The sequence below is a fragment of the Paenarthrobacter sp. YIM B13468 genome (assembly GCF_042788025.1).
In the GTDB taxonomy this organism is placed as follows: Bacteria; Actinomycetota; Actinomycetes; order Actinomycetales; family Micrococcaceae; genus Arthrobacter; species Arthrobacter aromaticivorans.
The window spans coordinates 1-18,182 of sequence record NZ_JBHZPI010000022.1 but is presented as its reverse complement, the minus strand read 5'-3'; the positions used below and the strand labels follow the sequence as shown (position 1 = coordinate 18,182).

Annotated in this window: 18 protein-coding genes; 8 read left to right on the top strand and 10 right to left on the bottom strand. The window is 61.6% G+C overall.

Going from position 1 to position 18,182, the window contains the following annotated elements; genetic code table 11:
* Nucleotides 1–2: 2 nt before the first annotated feature.
* The gene (locus ACFX4T_RS19130) at nucleotides 3–1,541 is read left to right on the top strand and encodes an alpha-N-arabinofuranosidase (RefSeq protein WP_377653361.1); all 1,539 of its coding nucleotides are present in this window, start codon (nucleotides 3–5) and stop codon (nucleotides 1,539–1,541) included.
* Nucleotides 1,542–1,639: 98 nt separating this feature from the next.
* Here the strand turns inward: ACFX4T_RS19130 and ACFX4T_RS19125 are convergent, their stop codons facing one another.
* A complete protein-coding gene (locus ACFX4T_RS19125) occupies nucleotides 1,640–2,338 on the bottom strand; it encodes a DsbA family oxidoreductase (protein WP_223947890.1) in 699 nt (232 codons plus the stop codon).
* Between the two features lie 219 nt (nucleotides 2,339–2,557).
* On the opposite strand from ACFX4T_RS19125, the gene ACFX4T_RS19120 reads away from it, so the two are divergent.
* Together ACFX4T_RS19120 and ACFX4T_RS19115 are read left to right on the top strand one after the other, a co-directional pair.
* Nucleotides 2,558–3,640 (top strand): glycosyltransferase family 4 protein, encoded by a 1,083-nt coding sequence (locus ACFX4T_RS19120; protein WP_216921762.1) that lies wholly within the window; start codon nucleotides 2,558–2,560, stop codon nucleotides 3,638–3,640.
* Nucleotides 3,641–3,680: 40 nt separating this feature from the next.
* Nucleotides 3,681–5,816: a glycogen debranching N-terminal domain-containing protein gene (locus tag ACFX4T_RS19115; RefSeq protein ID WP_377653359.1), complete on the top strand. Its 2,136-nt coding sequence runs from the start codon at nucleotides 3,681–3,683 to the stop codon at nucleotides 5,814–5,816.
* A 15-nt stretch (nucleotides 5,817–5,831) separates the two neighbouring features.
* Here ACFX4T_RS19115 and ACFX4T_RS19110 read toward each other — a convergent pair whose 3' ends face one another.
* The 5 genes from ACFX4T_RS19110 to ACFX4T_RS19090 form a co-directional block, all read right to left on the bottom strand.
* Complete coding sequence (locus ACFX4T_RS19110; RefSeq protein WP_377653357.1) at nucleotides 5,832–6,362, bottom strand: GNAT family N-acetyltransferase; 531 nt, start codon at nucleotides 6,360–6,362, stop codon at nucleotides 5,832–5,834.
* A gap of 87 nt (nucleotides 6,363–6,449) precedes the next feature.
* Nucleotides 6,450–6,842, bottom strand: a complete 393-nt coding sequence (locus tag ACFX4T_RS19105) for a universal stress protein (RefSeq protein ID WP_216921753.1) — start codon at nucleotides 6,840–6,842, stop codon at nucleotides 6,450–6,452.
* Nucleotides 6,839–8,449, bottom strand: a complete 1,611-nt coding sequence (locus tag ACFX4T_RS19100) for a tripartite tricarboxylate transporter permease (RefSeq protein WP_216921750.1) — start codon at nucleotides 8,447–8,449, stop codon at nucleotides 6,839–6,841. Before ACFX4T_RS19100 ends, ACFX4T_RS19105 begins: the two co-directional genes overlap by 4 nt.
* Nucleotides 8,449–8,952, bottom strand: a complete 504-nt coding sequence (locus ACFX4T_RS19095; RefSeq protein WP_216921747.1) for a tripartite tricarboxylate transporter TctB family protein — start codon at nucleotides 8,950–8,952, stop codon at nucleotides 8,449–8,451. Before ACFX4T_RS19095 ends, ACFX4T_RS19100 begins: the two co-directional genes overlap by 1 nt.
* The gene (locus ACFX4T_RS19090; RefSeq protein WP_377653354.1) at nucleotides 8,949–9,959 is read right to left on the bottom strand and encodes a Bug family tripartite tricarboxylate transporter substrate binding protein; all 1,011 of its coding nucleotides are present in this window, start codon (nucleotides 9,957–9,959) and stop codon (nucleotides 8,949–8,951) included. Before ACFX4T_RS19090 ends, ACFX4T_RS19095 begins: the two co-directional genes overlap by 4 nt.
* Before the next feature lie 284 nt (nucleotides 9,960–10,243).
* Here ACFX4T_RS19090 and ACFX4T_RS19085 point away from each other — a divergent pair, with 284 nt between their 5' ends.
* From ACFX4T_RS19085 to ACFX4T_RS19065, 5 genes are all read left to right on the top strand, one after another.
* Nucleotides 10,244–11,815: a sensor histidine kinase gene (locus ACFX4T_RS19085; protein ID WP_216922790.1), complete on the top strand. Its 1,572-nt coding sequence runs from the start codon at nucleotides 10,244–10,246 to the stop codon at nucleotides 11,813–11,815.
* Nucleotides 11,816–11,817: 2 nt separating this feature from the next.
* Nucleotides 11,818–12,486 (top strand): response regulator, encoded by a 669-nt coding sequence (locus tag ACFX4T_RS19080; RefSeq protein WP_377653352.1) that lies wholly within the window; start codon nucleotides 11,818–11,820, stop codon nucleotides 12,484–12,486.
* A gap of 154 nt (nucleotides 12,487–12,640) precedes the next feature.
* Nucleotides 12,641–13,624 carry a hypothetical protein gene (locus tag ACFX4T_RS19075; protein ID WP_308169261.1) on the top strand — a complete coding sequence of 328 codons (984 nt, stop codon included), beginning with the start codon at nucleotides 12,641–12,643 and terminating at the stop codon, nucleotides 13,622–13,624.
* Between the two features lie 20 nt (nucleotides 13,625–13,644).
* Nucleotides 13,645–14,403, top strand: a complete 759-nt coding sequence (locus tag ACFX4T_RS19070; protein ID WP_377653350.1) for a hypothetical protein — start codon at nucleotides 13,645–13,647, stop codon at nucleotides 14,401–14,403.
* Between the two features lie 107 nt (nucleotides 14,404–14,510).
* Entirely contained in the window at nucleotides 14,511–14,936 is a 426-nt protein-coding gene (locus ACFX4T_RS19065; protein WP_216922786.1) for a ChaB family protein, read from the top strand.
* 3 nt (nucleotides 14,937–14,939) lie between these two features.
* On the opposite strand, the gene ACFX4T_RS19060 is transcribed toward ACFX4T_RS19065, so the two are convergent.
* From ACFX4T_RS19060 to ACFX4T_RS19045, 4 genes are all read right to left on the bottom strand, one after another.
* Nucleotides 14,940–15,416 carry a heme-degrading domain-containing protein gene (locus ACFX4T_RS19060; protein ID WP_377653348.1) on the bottom strand — a complete coding sequence of 159 codons (477 nt, stop codon included), beginning with the start codon at nucleotides 15,414–15,416 and terminating at the stop codon, nucleotides 14,940–14,942.
* Complete coding sequence (locus ACFX4T_RS19055; RefSeq protein ID WP_377653346.1) at nucleotides 15,413–16,462, bottom strand: Gfo/Idh/MocA family protein; 1,050 nt, start codon at nucleotides 16,460–16,462, stop codon at nucleotides 15,413–15,415. The genes ACFX4T_RS19060 and ACFX4T_RS19055 overlap by 4 nt, the downstream gene beginning before the upstream one ends.
* Before the next feature lie 4 nt (nucleotides 16,463–16,466).
* The gene (locus tag ACFX4T_RS19050; protein WP_377653344.1) at nucleotides 16,467–17,366 is read right to left on the bottom strand and encodes a TolB family protein; all 900 of its coding nucleotides are present in this window, start codon (nucleotides 17,364–17,366) and stop codon (nucleotides 16,467–16,469) included.
* Between the two features lie 12 nt (nucleotides 17,367–17,378).
* On the bottom strand, nucleotides 17,379–18,182 hold an 804-nt coding region (locus ACFX4T_RS19045; RefSeq protein WP_377653343.1), incomplete at its 5' end, for a sugar phosphate isomerase/epimerase family protein.

The window sequence follows — 18,182 nt, the reverse complement described above, 5'->3', positions numbered from 1 at the left end:
AAATGTCCCGCGCACGCATCACCCTCGATCGCGATTTCACCATCGGCGAGGTACCCCGGCGCCTCTTCGGCTCCTTCGTGGAGCATATGGGTCGCTGTGTATACAGCGGCATCTACGAACCCGGACACCCTGAGGCCGACGAGAGCGGCTTCCGCCAGGACGTCCTGAAGCTCGTCAAGGAACTAGGTGCCACCGTCATCCGGTACCCCGGCGGAAACTTCGTCTCCGGCTATAACTGGGAGGACGGCATCGGCCCGCGCGAGTCCCGGCCCCGCCGCCTGGACGGCGCCTGGCACACGGTGGAAACGAATGCTTTCGGCCTGCACGAGTTTGTGGACTGGTCCAAGCAGGCCGGCACGGAAATCATGGAAGCAATCAATCTGGGCACCAGGGGAGTGGATGCTGCCCGCGAGATCGTGGAGTACGCCAACCACCCGGGCGGCAGCTACTGGTCGGATCTCCGCGCCAAGAATGGCCACAAGGACCCGTTCGATATCAAGCTCTGGTGCCTGGGCAACGAAATGGACGGTCCTTGGCAGATCGGCCACAAGACCGCCGAGGAGTATGGGCGACTTGCCCAGGAAGCGGCCAAGGCCATGCGCTTCGTGGACCCGGACATTGAATTGGTGGCCTGTGGCAGTTCCAACTCCCGGATGCCTACGTTCGGTGCCTGGGAGCAAACGGTCCTCACCCACACCTATGACGAGGTGGACTACGTTTCCCTCCACGCCTACTACTTCGAAGAAGAAGGCGACGTCGGCAGCTTCCTGGCATCCGCCGTCGACACCGACTACTTCATCGAGTCAGTGATCGCCACCGCGGACGCCGTCCGGGCCAAGGGCAAGCACAAGAAGCACATCAACCTGTCCTTCGACGAATGGAACGTCTGGTACCAGCGTGGCCTGGACACTGAGGACCAGCCTCACAACGTGATCAAGGCTGGCTGGCGCGAGCACCCCCGTGTCATCGAGGACAAGTACAACGTGACGGACGCGGTGGTGGTGGGAACCCTGCTGAACTCGCTGCTCCGCCACGGCGACCGCGTCAAGATCGCCAACCAGGCGCAGTTGGTCAACGTCATCGCGCCCATCCTGTCGGAAGAGAACGGGCCGGCCTGGAAGCAGACCATTTTCCATCCGTTCGCCCGGATGGCTGAGCTCGCCAAGGGCCAGATCCTGCGGCTTTCCGTGGACTCGGACAAGTACGAGAATGAGCGGTTCGGCGGCACGGACCTTGTGGACGTCAGCGCCACGTGGAACGAGGAAACAGGGCGCGTTGCGCTGTTCTTCGCGAATCGCGGGCTGGAGGAAGCGGCCGACGTCGAGGCAGCCCTGCGCGGTTTCGACGCCCGGCAGGTTGTCCGTGCCGAAGTCCTGGAGATCCCCGAGGGCGGCGACAGGTTCACCACCAACACCCAGGACCAGCAGGGCCGGGTCGGCCTGAAGCCGCTGGAAGGCGTCAAGGCTACTGGTTCGGAACTCCGGCTGACGCTGCCCGCATTGTCCTGGGCCGTCGTCGAGCTTGAGGTTGTGAAAAACTAGCGCCGCACCCAACTGAGTCGCACTTGAGCGCGTTTTGAGCTCTCATAACGCGCACTACTGCGACTCAGTTGGGTTCGCGTACGACGGCGGGTGGCTGGCTAGATTGCGCAGCCGTCAGGGCCGCATGCCTCGGCATCGGACGCGCCCACGGGGATCAGGGGATTGGCTTCCTGCCACGCCTGGTTCAGCGCTTCGCTGAAGAGCGCCGCCGGCTGCGCACCGGAGATGCCGTACTTGCGGTCGATCACGAAGAACGGAACACCGGTGACGCCGATAGCGCGGGCTTCATTGATGTCCTCGTTGACGGCGTCCGAATATTTGTCGGTGGTGAACAGCTCTGCGACTTCCTTAGCCGGGAGTTCCAGAGCGGCGCCAAGTTCCGTGAGGTACTCCTGGTTGCCAATGTCCTTGCCGTGCTCAAAGTGATCGCTGAGCAGGCGTTCCTTGGCGGCATCCTGGCGGCCATGGGCTGCGGCGAGGTGGATCAGGCGATGGGCCGTGAAGCTGTTGGCAACCACTACCTTGTCGAAGTGATAGTCCAGGCCTTCGCCCTTGGCGGTCTCGGTGACGTGGGCGAACATCTGCTTGACCTGCTCCGGAGCCATGCCCTTGCGCTTGCTCAGGTAGTCCAACTCCGTGCCGTCATAGTGTCCCGGGATTGAAGGGTCCAGCTGGTAGCTCTTCCACTCGATGTCCACGGAATCACGGTGCGGAAACTGTGCCAGGGCCGTCTCAAAACGGCGCTTGCCGATGTAGCACCACGGACACGCGACGTCGGACCAGATCTCAATCTTCATGCTTTGGTCAACCTTCAGGGCCTGGCGCGCATTCCGGAAAAGTCTGTTATTTTCGTCACCCATTGCCGGGGCTGGTGTGCCCAGCCTAATGTGTGAAGCAGGTTATGCAGTTAGCCGGTGGGGGCGCTCTTCGCCCCAAGAATCGCGTGTGTCTGGGGCCGCGATGATCACGAGGTGAATCCCGTGCGTGGGGTTCGCATATTTGTGGAGGCCTTCAGCATGCGCATTGGATTGATAGTTGGACCATGGTTCCCAGTCCCCCCGGAACGGTATGGCGGCACGGAACGGGTTGTGGATGCCTTGGCCCGTGCCTTATCCGATGCAGGGCATGACGTACTCCTGGCTGCGGCGTCTGACAGCACCTGCCCCGTTCCGCTGCTGCGTGGCTTCGGGCCGAGTGAGCCTGAAGAGTTGGGGTTGACGCTCAGCGAGCTGCACCACGTCATCAAGGCATATGCCGGCATGCAGGACGTGGACATCATCCACGACCACACCCTTGCCGGACCTCTCTATGCCCACCGGCCGCTGGATGTACCCGTGGTGACCACCGTGCATGGTCCGCTGACGCCAAGATACGCAGGGCTGTACCGGGACATGGCCAAGGACACCGGGATCATCGCAATCTCGCATGACCAATGCAGCCGCATTTCCGATCTGCAAATATCGGCCGTCATTCACCACGGCCTGGATCTCTCCACGGTTTCCGTGGGCGACGGTTCCGGCGGGTACGCGTGCTTTGTGGGACGCATGTGCCCGGACAAGGGGCTGCTGGAAGCGGTGGCCGTTGCCCGCGAGGCCGGGGTGCCGCTGCGTATCGCCGCAAAGATGCATGCCAAGGATGAGCAGGACTATTACCACGATGTCGTGGAGCCGGTCCTTGGTTCACAGGAAGAATTCCTAGGGGAACTTTCAGATCCGGAGAAGTACGAGCTCATGGGCGGAGCGATGGCCATGATCAATCCCATCCAGTGGCATGAGCCGTTCGGGCTGGTAATGATCGAGTCGCTGGCTACTGGAACCCCTGTATTGTCCACCCCCATGGGTGCCGCCCCGGAAATAGTCCAACACGGCGTCACGGGATACCTGGCGCAGACCAATGAACTCGCAGGGTTTGTGCAGGACGTGCAAGGGCTTAGCCGTGCGGAGTGCCGGCGTACCGTGGATGAGTATTTCAATGCAGCACGGATGGCGTCGGACCATCTGGAGCTTTATGCCGCGGTCATCGAAGAATTCAAGGCCGGAGGCCTTCCGGGTAACGGCAAGTTGCAAGACAATCAGAGGCAAGCCCCTATCAACCTGTGACTGATAAGCAGGACATTTCCCGAGGAAGGCTTCGTGGGCCATGACTGCTTGGAACGCCGATACGGAGGCAGGCGCTTCCGAGCTGGGTGCCGTGACCGTCGTCGAAGGTTCATCCTTCTGCATTTCCGCACATTCAGGTGACATTCACGGCGGAGGCTCCCAAGGCAGTTATTACCAGGACACCCGGATCGTGTCGCGTTGGATCCTGAGGATCAACGGAGCCCTCCGGGAACCATTGGTCACCACCAACCGCACCGCGTTCCAAGCCGAATATGTTGGCCGGGCCTGCTCCAGCGATGGTCGCTTCGACAGTCCGCTGGTTGTGCAGCATCAGCGGCATGTGGGCGCCGGGCTGCGGGACGATCTCACCATCAGGAACTACTCGGGCCAGCCGGCGCCTTGCGAGATCGAGTTGCTTATCGACGCCGACCTCGCCGACCTCTTCGACGTCAAGGGCGGCAGGGCAAGCAGGGCAGGATCCACCGAGAAAACGGCGCGCAAAAAGGAGCTCCATATTGAGTCCGTTCACACGAACGGGGAACGCCGGGGAGTGGCGTTCCGGGCTTCCGGAGCCAAAGCGAACCCGGAAGGACTGACATTCCACGTCACTATCCCGCCCCGTAGCCAATGGAGCACCAGCGTCATTGCCATTCCCCTGATCAATGGAAAGGGGCCGGACGAACCGTTTACGGAAACCACGGCGCTGCACCACACGATTGGCGTCCGTCGGCATATGGCCTGGACGGAGCACGTTCCCCGGATCGCTGTCATGGACAGTAACGTCGAAGAAGTCCTGGAACGAAGCCAGAGCGATCTTGGTTCGTTGCGGATCTTCGACCACGAGCACCCTGGACGTGCTGCCGTCGCAGCAGGGGCGCCCTGGTTCATGGCACTGTTTGGACGCGACTCGATTCTGGCGTCCTACATGTCACTCATGGTGGACCCTGGACTCGCGGCTGGCTCGCTGCAAACACTGGCCGGGCTTCAGGGCAGCAAAGTGGACGTCGACTCCGAGGAGGAACCCGGCCGCATGCCCCACGAGGTGAGGCTGGGAGTCACGGCCGGACTCTCCTTGGGCGGAACCGCCTACTACGGAACGGTCGATGCAACGCCACTCTTCGTCACGCTGCTGGGCGAACTCAGCCGGTGGGGTCTGGGGACGGACATCATCGATTCCCTCCTTCCCCACGCAGACCGTGCTATCTCCTGGATGGAGAAATACGGCGACCGGGATGGCGACGGGTTCATTGAATACCAGCGCCCCAACAGTCACGGCCTGATCAATCAAGGATGGAAGGACTCCTGGGACGGCATCAACTTCGCCGACGGCAGGATCGCTGAAACACCCATCGCCTTGTGTGAGGTCCAGGCTTACGCCTACGGAGCTTATGTTGGGCGTTCGCTGCTGGCGCGCGCCGCGGGTGATACCGCCGTCGAACGCCGTTGCGCGGATCGGGCGGAAGCGCTCAAGGAGGCGTTCAACAAGGCTTTTTGGCTGCCGGACAAGGGCTATTTCGCTCTTGCCCTGGATAAAGACAAGAAACCCGTGGATTCCTGCACCTCCAACATGGGCCACTGCTTGTGGACGGGCATTGTGGACGAGGACAAGGCAGCACTTGTGGCGGAGCAGCTGATGTCACCTGAGATGTTCACGGGCTGGGGGATCCGCACCCTGGGTTCGGACATGGGTGCTTACAACCCCGTCAGCTACCACAACGGCTCGGTATGGCCGCACGATACGGCGCTCGTGGCCACCGGACTCATGCGCTACGGCTACGTGAAGGAAGCCAGCCGCGTGGCGAGCGGATTGTTCGACGCCGCTGAGCACTTCGGCGGTCAGCTTCCGGAACTTTTCTGCGGCTTTGACCGCTCGGACTTTCCGGAGCCGGTGCCCTATCCGACGGCGTGTTCCCCGCAGGCGTGGGCAGCTGCGGCCCCGATTCAGCTGGCTCGCATCCTCCTGCGATTCGACCCCGATTTCACCCGGAAAGTCCTCCACCTGGCGCCCATCCTCCCGGACTCGTTCGGGGAGTTCAGGGCAGAAAACGTCCTGCTGGGGCGCTCGCGGATCACGATCCAGGCGTCCGGGGGAAACGGCACCGTGACGGGATTGCCGGCTGGCCTGCAGCGGCGCTCCGATCCCCGACCGCCATTGGCTGGGGACTTGTTCGGCTAACTGCCCGGATGCTGGCTAGAGCGTGTGCTCCATGACGAAGTCATGTTCCACGGTGTCGCCCAGTTTGAAGGACTTGGTGCCCACCCTCTGGAAACCACTCTTTTCATAGAAACGGATCGCCTTGGCGTTTTCACTGTTCACGCTAAGCCAGACTCCTGCCGCGCCCTTTTCCTCAGCGTCCGCGACGGAGGCCCTCATGAGGCGGGATGCGGCTCCTTGGCCGTGGTGGTCCGGGTGGACATAGCACTTGCTGAGTTCCGTGGAGGGGAGCGCCGAGAGCACAGAGGCTACATCCGGGTCGCTTGCCGGCTTGGCAATAAGCATGGTGTACCCGTTGAGCTGACCGTCGTCGTCGAGAACCAATACTGTGATGTGCGGATCGGCGAGGTAATCCACGAAGTTCGCCTCGGCCAGCGTCTTCTCGAGATGGGCCTGGATGTCAGCCGCTGAGGCGCCGGGCGGGCACGCCAGCGGGAAGGTGACGGCCGCAAGCTCGGCCAGTTTTCCGGCGTCGTCTGCTGTTGCGGTTCGGATGGTCTCGGCCACGTGGTCCCCCTTGGAGTTTGTGTACGGCTAATGCCCCTAAGAACGAATCCTAAGGGCATTAGCTGAACACAATCTCCTGGTTTACGTTTAGTCTGCTTTCACGGCGAGCACCGGACAGTCCGCCTCCAACAGGATCCGTTGCGAGACGCTGCCCATGATGAGTTTGCCAACAGGGCTGCGGCGGCGCAGGCCAATCACAATCAGCTCGGCGTTGTGCTCGTCGGCCGCATCGAGTACCTCAGCAGCGGCATCATGGCCCCGGACGGGCTGCTTGATGATGTGCTGGATGCCTTGGAGGGCAAGGCGCTCCTCGATGGTCTGGATTTCCGGTTCCTGCGCGTACCGGTTATCCACCAAGGCGTCCCCCTTGGAAGAGTTGATCACCAACAGGGTGTCGTTGCTTTTCTTCGCTTCGGCAATGGCTTGGGTCAGTGCGGCTTCGCCTTCAGGCGTGGGGACGTATCCCACCACGATGGTCATGGCTTCTCCTTGTTGTGGTGGCTGTTGTGGTGGATCCGTGTGCTGTTTTGGTCGGCTTGGATGGCGTCGTCCTCGCCCAGGAGCACTTCGCTGGGGTGGGCCGGGACCACGCTTGCTGGCACCGGACGGTTGCGGCGGACCAGCTTGAAGAGCAGCGGCCAGAGGATGACGATAGCCACGATGATGTAGACGACGACGGCGATTGGCTCGCTCCACAGCCCGGCGGGGTCACCGGCGAACAGCTGGAGGGTCCTGCGTAGCTGGCCTTCGATGCGCGGACCGAGGATGACGCCCAGAATGAGGGGCAATACAGGTAGCCCGAAGCGCCGCATCATGAATCCCAAGGCTCCGAGCACCAGCAGGATCACCAGGTCGAACGCCTGCAGGTTCACCGAGTAGGCGCCCAACGTGGCGAAGAAGAGAATGCCGGCGTAGAGGTAGGGCCGTGGAAGCTGCAGCAGTTTCGCCCACAAGGGTGCCAGGGGCAGGTTGATCAGAAGGAGCAGCAGGTTGCCGATGAAGAGGCTGGCGATGAGCGCCCACACCAGGGGACCCTGGCTGGAGAACAGCTGCGGACCGGGCTGGATGCCGTAGGAGGTGAACGCTGCGAGCATGACGGCGGCTGTGGCGTTCGTGGGCAAGCCGAGGGCAAGCATTGGGGTCAGGGTTCCGGCGGCTGCAGCGTTGTTGGCCGCTTCCGGGCCTGCGACGCCTTCGATGGCTCCCTTGCCGAATTCCTCCGGATGTTTTGTCAGCCGCTTCTCGGTGACATAGGAGAGGAACGTGGGGATCTCGGCACCACCGGCGGGAAGTGCGCCAAACGGGAAGCCGAAGGCCGTGCCACGCAACCAGGGTTTCCAGGAGCGGGCCCAGTCCTTCTTGCCCATCCAGGGCCGTCCGACGGGAATGATGTGAAGTGGTGAACGCCGCAAGTGCGCGGCAACCCACAGTGCTTCACCCACGGCGAAGATGGCCACTGCCACCACCACGATGTCCAGGCCGTCGGCCAGCATCGGCTGGCCGAATGTCAGGCGGCGCTGGCCTGTAACGGAGTCAATGCCTACCAGACCGATGGCCAGCCCCAGTCCCAGGGAAGCAAATCCCCTGAGCCGGGATGAACCCAGGACTGCGGTGACGGCCAGCAAGGCGAGGATCATGATGGCGAAGTAGCTCGGTGCGCCCAAGCTCACGGCGAACTGAACCACCAACGGTGCAAGTCCTGCCAGCAGGGCCGTACCGATGGTGCCGGCAATAAAGGAACCAATCGCCGCAGTCGCGAGCGCTTGGGCAGCCCGTCCGGCTTTCGCCATCTTGTTGCCCTCGATAGCCGTGACGACGGACGAGGACTCGCCGGGTGTGTTCAGCAGGATGGAGGTTGTTGAACCGCCATACATGCCGCCGTAGTAGATGCCGGCGAACATAATAAAGGCGCTGGTGGGCTCAAGGGCGGCCGTGACCGGAAGCAGCAGCGCCACAGTCATGGCCGGGCCGAGCCCTGGGAGAACGCCAACGGCCGTTCCCAGGAGCACGCCGATCATGGCGTACAGAAGATTCATGGGGGTGAGGGCGGTGGCGAAACCGTCCATCAAAGAGGACCAGACGTCCATCAGAGGATTCCTTCCAGGAGTCCGGCGGGCAGTGCAATGCCAAGGCCGAGGTAGAAGCCGTAGAAGGTGGCCAGGGAGAGCGCAACAGAGATGATTCCGTCACGGACATAGTGCCGGCTGCCAAGTGCCAGCACGCTGCCCCAGAACAGGACAGTTCCGGAGATGACCCAGCCGGCCCAGTCGATGAGCAGGATGTTGAGGATGAAGGCTCCTGCGAGCGGGAGCACCGTCTTCCAATCGGCGGGGTGTGCGAGGTCAATGTCCTCGCCGCCTTCCACCTCGCCCTTGCCGCCGCGGAGAACGTTGATAGCCAGCAAGATTGCGCAGACCACCAGAAGCCCGGCAACGACGAAGGGAACCGCCTTGGGCCCTACGGGGTCCGACTTCGAATACGGGGTTACCAGGCCGTTCGCGTCGAGGAAGACAAGGACGCCTACCGCGCCGAGCAGGAGGGCTACCCCCAGCTCGGCGCGGCCCTTGAGGCCTGTTGCTAAAGTGCTCACGCCAAGCCAAGCTTGGTGAGCACGTCCGCCACCCGCTTGTCCTGGTCCGTCAGGAACTTCTGGAACTCGTCACCGGTGATGAAGGCGTCGGTCCAGCTGTGGGTCTTGAGGGCTTCTTTCCAGCCAGCGGATTCGTGCATCTTCTCCAGCGCGGCAATCAGTGACTTCTTGTCGTCCTCGCTGATGCCCGGAGGGGCCACCATGCCACGCCAGTTGGTGAAGACCAGATCGATGTTGGACTCCTTCAGCGTGGGAGCGTCAACACCTTCAAGACGCTTCTCGCCACTGGTGGCCAGGACGCGGACTTCGCCGGACTTGATCTGCTGCAGGTATTCGCCTGCACCGGAAGCCGCGAAGCCAAGCTTGTTGCCCAGGATGGCCGGAAGAAGATCTCCACCGCCGTCGTATGCGACGTAGTTGACCTTCGTGGCGTCAATTCCAAGTGCGCCTGCCAACTGCATGGGCAGGAGGTGGTCGGGGCCGCCAGGCGAGGAACCGCCACCCACGGAGATGGATCCGGGATCGGCCTTCCATGCCTTCACTAGGTCATCGATCGTCTTGTACGGGGAGTCCTTGCTGACCATGATGGCGCCGGGCTCTTCAATGAGCCGTGCCAGCGGGGTGGTCTCGGTCAGCTTCGACTCGGACTTGTTGGTGTAGCTGGCACCCACCACGCCCAGACCCATGAGCATGGCGAGGTCCCCGTTGCCTTTTTCGTTGACGACGCGGGCCAGACCCACCGTGCCGCCAGCACCTGCAAGGTTGAAGACCTCCGTGTTGTTGGCGATCTTCTCGTCGTCGAGAACCTTGGCGGCCGCACGTGCGGTGGTGTCGTAACCGCCGCCGGGAGTATTGGGAACCATGATCTGGAGTCCGGTGATGGGACCGGCTGCAGCGCCGGAGCTGGACGAACCAGTGGAGCTCTTACCTGTGGCGCCGCAACCGGTGGCCATCAGGGCGATGCCGGCAGCAACGGCGGCGATTCGCAATGCGCGGATCTGGCGCATGGTGTTCCTCTTCTCAGTATGGAAATTCTGTGCAGGGCGATCAGCGTTGTGCCCCCGTGAGTTGATGCTAGGTCCCGGCGTGACGGTCATCACTCTTGTGTTCGCAGTGATCTTTAAGTTCATTGCGTTCACGCCTCTGCCGTCTCATAGGGCCTGGCCCCGCTGGTGCTCAGCGTGCTTAGGGTATAGTTCCGATACGCCAAGGCGGACTACTTTTGAAACTGTTAGCGGCCCTTGCATAAAGGAATCATCAAAGGATCCAAACAGTGACTCGACGAAGAGGAATGTCCTTGGCAGGGCAGTACCTTGTGCTGCAGTTGTTGATCGTCCTGGCGGTCCTGGTCGCTGTTGTAGCCATCTCCCTGGCCCAATCTGCCGCTGCTTTTGAACGCACTGAAGGGCGCCGCGCCTTGTCCGCGGCAGAGACCTTGGGCAACAACCCCACAGTGCGCGCCCTGTTGCCGACTGCCGAACCCCGCAACGGGTCAGCCCTCCCGGCCGTGGCCGAATCCATTCGCACTGTTTCCGGCTCTTCCCACGTGGCACTGGCAAAGTTGGACGGCACGGTAGTGACCTCCTCGGATCCAAGCCAGCTGGGCAAGCAACTTCTGCTCGGGGACAGCAGGGTCAAAGAAGGCAGGGCATGGACCGGAGTCCTGGCCGGCAATGAAGGCAAAGTTCTCTCAGCACACGTGCCGGTACTGGACGACTCCGGAACCATGATCGGTATTGCCGCCATCAGCAGGAACTATCCGTCCGCCCTTGAACGGCTGGAAGACGTGGTGCCCAACCTTCTCACCTACCTGGGCGTTGCGAGTGTCCTGGGCGTGGTGGGTTCCCTTCTGCTGTCCCGTCGTGTCAAACGGCAAACGCTGGGAATGGAGCCCCGTGAGATCACGGGACTCGTGGAAAACCGTGAAGCGATGCTGCAAGGCCTGAAGGAAGGGGTGGTTGCCCTTGACCCTCACGAGCGGATTACCGTAGCAAATGAGAGCGCCCGCCAACTCCTGGGACTGCCCGCAGACTGTGTAGGCCGGAAACTTGGCTCGCTTCACGTGGACCGCGCGCTCAAGGTGGTACTCACCCGGGAACAATCAGACCCAGACCAATTGGTGCTCGTGGGGGACCGGTTGGTGGTCATGAACAGGGTGGCCCTCAGGTCCCGTGGACGGGACATTGGCTCGGTGACAACGCTGAGGGACCGCACCGAGTTGTCGTCCCTGGAGAGTGAATTAGGTGCCACCCGAACCGTGACTGACACCTTGCGTGCCCAAGCCCACGAGTTCGCCAACCAACTCCACGTCATTTCCGGCCTGATCCAGATTGGCGAATACGATTCCGTGGTGCAGTTCGTCAACGGCGCCACCGTGGACCGTACCCGGCTCAACGACGAAGTGACCAGCCGCATCCAGGACCCGGCACTCGCAGCCCTCTTGATAGCCAAAGCCAGTTTGGCCACTGAGCGCGGCGTTGAACTGCAGATCGACCCGCAGTCCGGGCTCCCGCGCGTCAACGAGGAACTGTCCCGGGACCTCACCACTGTGGTGGGCAACTTGGTGGACAACGCGTTCGACGCCGTCACGGGGCTGGCTGGGGCGGCGGTGAGTGTGTTGGTGGTCAACTCAGCGGACGGTGTTTCAGTCACGGTTCGGGACAACGGTCCGGGCGTGCCCTCGGGCTCCGCTGAGGATATTTTCCGGCAGGGCTTTTCCACGAAGGAGCCGGGACCTGGCGATGCCCGCGGCTTCGGCTTGGCGCTCTCGCGGGTGATCTGCCGTCGTTCCGGTGGCGACCTGACAGTAGCCAACGATCATGGGGCAGTTTTCACCGCACGATTCAACAAAGGGGCAGTGTAATCATGATCAAAGTCTTGATTGTGGATGACGACTTCATGGTGGCCAAGGTCCACGCAGGGTTCATCCAACGGACCCCGGGGTTCGGCGTCGTGGGTGTAGCGCACACCGGCGCGCAGGCCATCCTTGAGACGCAACGGCTGCAGCCGGACCTGGTGCTGTTGGATATCCATCTCCCGGACATTAACGGGCTGGACCTGATGCATCAGCTCCGGGATGTTGCCCCGGACCTTGACGTGTTAGTGATCAGCGCGGCCCGTGAAACCGAGACGGTTCGCAAGGCGCTGCGCGGCGGCATTGTGCATTACCTCATTAAGCCTTTTTCGCAGGCTGATCTTCAGGAACGATTGCAACACTATTTGAACGCTTACCAAGGGCTGGACGCTTCCAAGGACGTGGCCGAGCAATCGGATGTCAACCGGGTATTCGGGCTGGATTCCGCTCAACGTACGCTGCCCAAAGGTTGCAGCGTGGAGACGCTGGAGCTCGTGGAGGCCGCGCTGAAATCGGCGTCGGGCGACGTCTCCGCCGCCGAGGTTGCCGAGAAATTGGGAACCTCCCGGGTGAGCGCCCGCCGATACCTTGAGTACCTCCATGACGAAGGTGCGCTGGATGTGAGGCTGAAGTACGGCGTCGGGCGTCCTGAAAGAAGGTATGTGCTGAAGGGGCGGTGATGAGTGCACCGGTGTGGTGCATCACTCGCCCTTGAAGGCTGATAGCGCAGCAATGGACTATGGCGCTGTAGACGGTAAGAATATAACCACAATCGCATATTGCCCGAAATGGTTATTTGACGGTTTGCAGAGAAGTGAGTACAAGGGGCTTGGAGTGGAAGATACTGTAACGAGCAGGGCCTTCGAGTTGCTGCGAAGAAGTGATGTCCACGTCAACGGCGGTGATCTGAATGACCTCTCCCTAACCCTGCCCGATGGTTCCAGGCTCGTCGTCCAAGTGAAGACCTACCGTGTCCCACCAAGTCCAAGTGCCCTGGTCAAGCTCTTTGCCCACCGAGAGTCAAGTTACCTAATAGTCACCGTCCGTCCGACTGAGTCCCTAACAGATGCGGCGCGCACCGGCGTGCTGAACCTCATAACTCTGGAGCCCGCCTCCATCATCATCAGTGGACAGGATCTGCTCCCCAAGAATCAGGCCATAGCGATCAAGGCAGTGCCCATCCGTCAGGGGATGCCTGCTTGGGGGCGCTATGCCCTCATCCGCTCCCTCCTGCTGGCGAGTGAACCGCTTATTCAAAAGGAATTGGCAGAATGCTCCGGTATCAGCCAACCGGCAGTTGTGAAGAACTTGAAGTATCTGGACGGACTTGTAGAACGAACGTCCGGCGGATGGTCACCCACGGATCGCAATAATCTTATGTCCCTGCTGTTGGAGAAGTATCCAGGTCCGCGGGGTGCTGCCACTTACTGGTACGGCTTGGATCGGCTACATGAGCAGGTGCGGGAAGCAACCAAATACGCGAAAGAAATGGGCGGGGAACCGTTGGTGTCAGGCGACGTGGCAGCCGACATCTATGCACCATGGCGGCTACCGGACAGCGCGACACTCTACGTTCGTCAGATGGTGGACTTCAGCCACGCCGGTTTCAGTCCTGCGACTAAGGACGAGGCCACGCTGATCTCTGTCATCCCGGAAGATCAAACCCTTTGGAGGACAGCCCCGGATATGGAGCGTGAGGGGTTGCCGCTTGTGGATCCCCTTGTGACCCTTTGGGAACTTACCCTGAGCGATGCACCCGACGGACCTGAAGCCGCAGATCATTTGAAGAAGGCGATACTGAGCGGCACAGCCGTATGAGGGCCATCCACGTTATTTCGATGTCCAATGCTTCGGATCTCGGATATCGTGCCCTTGCTGATGTGGCTGGTGCCGGCATCGATACTTCTTCGTATCGCATTGTTGGCGGCCACATGGTCCAGTTGCTTCTCCACGCATATCCAACGCCGGAAGCCAGAGAACGTAGCACTGCCGATGCCGACGCCGGAATCAAGCACACCACCGCGGTGGGCCAGGACTTGCACAAACACCTCTTGGCCCAGGGATACAGAGACACCAGAGGAAACCAGTATGTCCGCAAAGACGGCCAAGGTGGCGAGATGATCATTGACCTCCTCGTGCCGCATGACTCGGTGGGCAAGGTTGAGACTCAGATCATCAACGGGCGCGGCTTTGATGCCATCCCGGGCTTGTCCTTTGCGTTGTCCCAAGACCCGTTAGTGGTCGAAGTGAAGGTATTGCTGCTTGGCGGTGACGACTTGACGTTCACCGTGCCCGTGCCTGACGTAGAGGCCGCCCTGATCCTGAAGGCACTTGCTTGGAGGTACAGGTCCACTGACAAGGACCTGATGGACCTCACCGCGTTGCTGGAGATCGTCCGTAGGCACAAGGAATCGCTCTCCTCCTGGGAGTTCAGTGACAGCCGCCGGGGCACGAGCGGGCATCGTAAAGACGCAGCCCGCGCTCTGCACATGCTTCGCGACAGGCTCGACCGCGGCCTGGTTCGAGCAGGGGCCGCGGTGGCAAAACCTGCAAGATTGGCGGCGCTTATCAAGGAGAATATTCCGGCAGTTGGTTGACTTCTGTATAGGGAGCACTTGTACCCGGTCAGGCTTGACCTTGTGGTCAATTGATAAACTGGGTGCACGTCCACGATCAGGCTTTCTGACAAAGGAGCGTGAGTACCGTGCCTAAGACCGGCAAGAACGATCATGCCCGCAAAGACGAACTCCCATCCACGCTGCAGCGCTCTGAGCAGAAGGCCCAGGATACCTTCGCCAAGACCTACGACTCCGCCATGGAGACCTACGACAACGATGAGAGCCGGGCGGCCCGCACTGCCTTTGCCGCGGTAAAACACAGTTACGAGAAGGTGGGCGACCACTGGGAGGCGAAGGAAGAACGGGGTCCTTCTGATCAGCACGCGGCAGAAGGCATTGAATCAACGAAACCTACCGCCGGGGGAGTGGACGCCAACGCCTCCAAGGAGCATCTCTATCGACGTGCCCAGGAACTGGACGTCAAGGGCCGTTCGAAAATGACCAAGGACGAACTGGTCGAAGCTCTGCAGAAAGCCAACGACGCCGCGACCCGGAAGGCGCGGGGCGGCTAGTCTCTACCCCGCCACCGTCTTCAAATAATTCCGGATCCCATCGACCACTAACTGGTGGTCATCGTCCGAGGTCAGCCCGGACACCGTGATCGCGCCAATGACGCCGGCCCCGCGAACCCGGATCGGGAACGAGCCACCGGCGAGCGTGTAATCGTCGTGGGCAAGCCAGCCGCCTCCCAGAGGGCTGTGGGTGCGAGCGGAGAATTGTTCAGTCAGCAACGCTGTGCTGTGTTCAAAACGCAGCACCGAGGCGGACTTGCGGCGGATCCACTCTTCCTGGTCGGCCGTGGCTCCATGCAGGACGCAGCGGAAAAGCACAAGGTTGTGCCGGCGGATATCGATGGCAACCCCGTAATCGGAAGCGATCGCGTGGTTGGCAATGAGCGAGCCGAGGCGCCAGGCGTCGTGGTGGTCAAAGCTGGCGAAGACCAGTTCTTCCTCCTGCTGGCGGAGCTCGACAAGGCGGGCAGATTCAGTCATTTCGTTGCACCTTCTTCTGAAACAACAGCGTCTGAAACAGCAGCGTCCGCTTCGTAGCTGAGCCCAATCTGGCGGCGGATTTCATCCATGGCCGCCATAATGGCCACACTTTCGCTTGGGGGCAAGATGGTGCCGGCGGTCTCACCGGCACGGATCAGGCGTTCCAGTTCCGCTGCCTGATACTGCATTCCCCGGCTCTTCACGGGCTCCTCGAAACGCTCCACCACCTCACCGTTGACCCCGAAAACGGTGAAGGGCACTTGGTTGTACCAGGTGTGCTCGATGTCGATGTAGCCCTCTGTGCCGATGACCATCGCACGGTTGGCGCTGGCGGCGTCGAGTTCACAGTCAACCAGCGCCTGCCGGCCACCGGAGTACTCAAAGATTGCGGCAGTTTGCCGGTCCACGCCCGTTGCCGTCATCGAGGCACTGGCAAGAATGCGTTCCGGGGCCCCCAGGATGTCGAAGGCAAAGGAGATCGGGTAAATGCCCAGGTCCAGCAGCGCCCCACCGCCGAGGGCGGGATCATTCAGCCTGTGGGCCGGGTCCTTCGGAAGGCTCTGATTATGGCTGGCAACTACCTTCCGGACCTCGCCGATGCTGCCCTCCTGGATGAGTTCACGGATGCGGACCATGTGCGGAAGAAATCGGGTCCACATGGCTTCCAGAGCCACAAGGCCTTTGGATTCGGCAAGGTGCACGATCTCCCGGGCCTGGCGGGCGTTCATGGTGAAAGCCTTCTCCACCAGCACATGCTTGCCGGCGTTCAGGGCCAAGAGCGCGTTGGCATGATGGAACGGGTGCGGCGTGGCGATGTAGACCACGTCCACCAGTGGGTCCGCCACCAAGTCCTCATAGCTGCCGTGGGCGGTCATCACTCCATGCAGCTCAGCGAAGGCTTTGCTGGACTCCAGGGAGCGCGAGCCAACAGCCTGCACGGTAAAGCCGTTCTCGTTCAGGTCCTGCGTTTGGAGTCCGGCAATAAATCCTGTGCCGAGGATGCCCCAGCGGATTGTTCCATCGGAGGTGCCGTTGCTGAGGGTCACGTGCTTAGTCCTTCGTCGAGTCAGAAAGCGGGTACGCCACATACGCAAAACGCCGGGAGTCCGGCGACCAGCTGTTGACGTTGAGGGTACCTTGGCCACCGAAAAGTGGCCATGTATGGAGCGGCGTGGCCCAGTCCTGCGTAGAAACAAGTACGACGGCGACTGGCAGGTCCGCGGGGTGTCCTACGGTTCCGCTGAGGAACTGAAGGTAACTGGCGTACCGGCCATCGGGGGAGAGATGGGGGAACCAGTCGACTGTTTCGGATGCGAGGAGCCGCTCGAAGCCAGTGCCGTCCACGCGGATCCGGGCGAGCTGGGCGTGACCCTGCGTGGACGAAAAGGATTCCGTGTTCACGTAAAGCCATTTCCCATCGGGCGAGTATTCCGGCCCGTCGCAGTGGCCTGAACCGACATCAAAGCGGCCGGCGTCAATGCTGGCGGTAGCGCCGCGGTCGGACGCTATGGTCATCAGGCGACCTGGCTGCGTGAAGTCTCCCGCTTCGATCCCCACGTACGCCAATTCCTTGCCGTCCGGGCTGACGCCGTGGAGAAAATGGAAGGAGCCGTGGTCCTCGGTGATGCGCAACGCCGGTCCGCCGCCCAGTGAAGCACGGTAAATGTGGCCGTCGTTCGCGGACACGAAGATGCCCTGACCGTCAGGTGCAAGGACGTGATCGTTGTCCAGGTCCGGGACTCCGGTGAGAGAGATAGGCTCCAAAGAACCCGCGTCCAGATCGAAACGCCATAACTTCCCATCCCCGTTGAGGATGAGTGAGCTTCCATCCAGGGTCCAGTTGGGCGCCTCCAGCAGGATCCCGTCGGTGCTGTAGACCAGCTCAGCTTCCCCGGTCACCGACGCGATCCACACCTCGCAGCGCTGGCCGGATTGAAGGGTGCGGATCACGTCGGTACTGTCCTAGTCTTTGCTGCTGAAGGCGGCGTCGAAGCTGGTCTGGGAGACGGGGAAGTCGAACTTCTTTAGTGCGGCGAGGGCTTCGGGGGCGCCGTGGAGGCGGTCCATGCCGGAGTCTTCCCATTCCACGCTGATGGGGCCGTTGTAACCGATCGCGGCCAGGGCGCGGAAGGAGGATTCCCAAGGCACATCCCCGCGTCCGGCGGAGACGAAGTCCCAGCCCCGGCGGGGGTCGCCCCAGGGCAGGTGGGAGCCCATAACGGTGTTCCGGCCAGTGAAGCGCAGCTTGGTGTCCTTGCAGTCCACGTGGTAGATCCGGTCTTTGAAGTCCCAGATGAAGGACACGGGGTCGATGCCTTGCCACATGAAGTGGGAGGGGTCCCAGTTCAGGCCGAACGCGGGGCGGTGGCCGATCGCTTCGAGGGTCCGGACGGTGGTCCAGTAGTCGTAGGCGATCTCACTGGGGTGGACTTCGTGGGCGAAGCGGACCCCGTTTTCGTCGAAGACGTCAAGGATGGGGTTCCAGCGGTCTGCGAAGTCCTGGTAGCCGGCGTCGATGACTTTTTCCGGGACGGGCGGGAACATGGCGACGTATTGCCAGATGGAGGAGCCGGTGAATCCGACGACGGTGTCCACGCCGAGGGCTTTGGCGAGGCGTGCGGTGTGTTTCATTTCTTCGGCGGCGCGTTGGCGGACGCCTTCGGGGTTCCCGTCGCCCCAGACTTTGGAGCCGACGATGGCTTCGTGGCGGAAGTCGATGGGGTCATCGCAGACGGCTTGGCCTTTGAGGTGGTTGGAGATGGCCCA

Coding starts and splice junctions, on each gene's coding strand:
- ACFX4T_RS19130 (WP_377653361.1), top strand. CDS start 3: ATGTCCCGCGCACGCATCACCCTCGATCGCGATTTCACCATCGGCGAG.
- ACFX4T_RS19115 (WP_377653359.1), top strand. CDS start 3,681: ATGACTGCTTGGAACGCCGATACGGAGGCAGGCGCTTCCGAGCTGGGT.
- ACFX4T_RS19100 (WP_216921750.1), bottom strand. CDS start 8,449: ATGGACGTCTGGTCCTCTTTGATGGACGGTTTCGCCACCGCCCTCACC.
- ACFX4T_RS19090 (WP_377653354.1), bottom strand. CDS start 9,959: ATGCGCCAGATCCGCGCATTGCGAATCGCCGCCGTTGCTGCCGGCATC.
- ACFX4T_RS19125 (WP_223947890.1), bottom strand. CDS start 2,338: ATGAAGATTGAGATCTGGTCCGACGTCGCGTGTCCGTGGTGCTACATC.
- ACFX4T_RS19105 (WP_216921753.1), bottom strand. CDS start 6,842: ATGACCATCGTGGTGGGATACGTCCCCACGCCTGAAGGCGAAGCCGCA.
- ACFX4T_RS19070 (WP_377653350.1), top strand. CDS start 13,645: ATGTCCAATGCTTCGGATCTCGGATATCGTGCCCTTGCTGATGTGGCT.
- ACFX4T_RS19060 (WP_377653348.1), bottom strand. CDS start 15,416: ATGACTGAATCTGCCCGCCTTGTCGAGCTCCGCCAGCAGGAGGAAGAA.
- ACFX4T_RS19080 (WP_377653352.1), top strand. CDS start 11,818: ATGATCAAAGTCTTGATTGTGGATGACGACTTCATGGTGGCCAAGGTC.
- ACFX4T_RS19120 (WP_216921762.1), top strand. CDS start 2,558: ATGCGCATTGGATTGATAGTTGGACCATGGTTCCCAGTCCCCCCGGAA.
- ACFX4T_RS19085 (WP_216922790.1), top strand. CDS start 10,244: ATGTCCTTGGCAGGGCAGTACCTTGTGCTGCAGTTGTTGATCGTCCTG.